Source organism: Mesorhizobium sp. M4B.F.Ca.ET.143.01.1.1 (genome assembly GCF_004792275.1).
GTDB lineage: Bacteria > Pseudomonadota > Alphaproteobacteria > Rhizobiales > Rhizobiaceae > Mesorhizobium > Mesorhizobium abyssinicae.
Window position 1 is genome coordinate 1 of record NZ_SRSR01000116.1, and the last position, 404, is coordinate 404.

A 404-nucleotide genomic window follows, 5' to 3' on the forward strand; every position below is an offset into this window, starting at 1 on the left:
GGCGTGCCCAGTTATCCCCAGAAAGCGCATTGGACCGCCTTCTTTCGTAAACTGCCGATGCCCTGGTCTCGGCGTGCGGGAAACGAACCCGCCAAGCCAAGTGAACCAGTGGAGAGTTTCATGAACCAGCATGTCGATCGCCGTGCTCTTCTCGCTTCGTCTGCGTCGGCTACCGCTGCCTTGGCGGCAGCAGACTCTGCGGCGGGTAGCCAGGCAGCGGCAAATGATCTGCCCGTTGGCGAGGCCATTGCAATGGCACCTTCTGCGGAGGTCCAAATTCCACGGGAGCAACTGCTCCTAGCATATTCGGAATGGCTCCATTTTGAGCGCCAGATGCTAATGCGCGACATGTTCCCGGGTCACGACATGCATGAGATGATGCGATATGTGCCAGCCAACACCCG

At 58.9% G+C, this 404-nt stretch carries 1 protein-coding gene; it reads left to right on the plus strand.

The window, feature by feature from the left end; all coding sequences use genetic code 11:
- Positions 1 to 120: 120 nt before the first annotated feature.
- Positions 121 to 404, plus strand: a 284-nt coding sequence (locus tag EN786_RS38395) for a hypothetical protein (RefSeq protein WP_210238931.1), incomplete at its 3' end; no start/stop codon positions are given.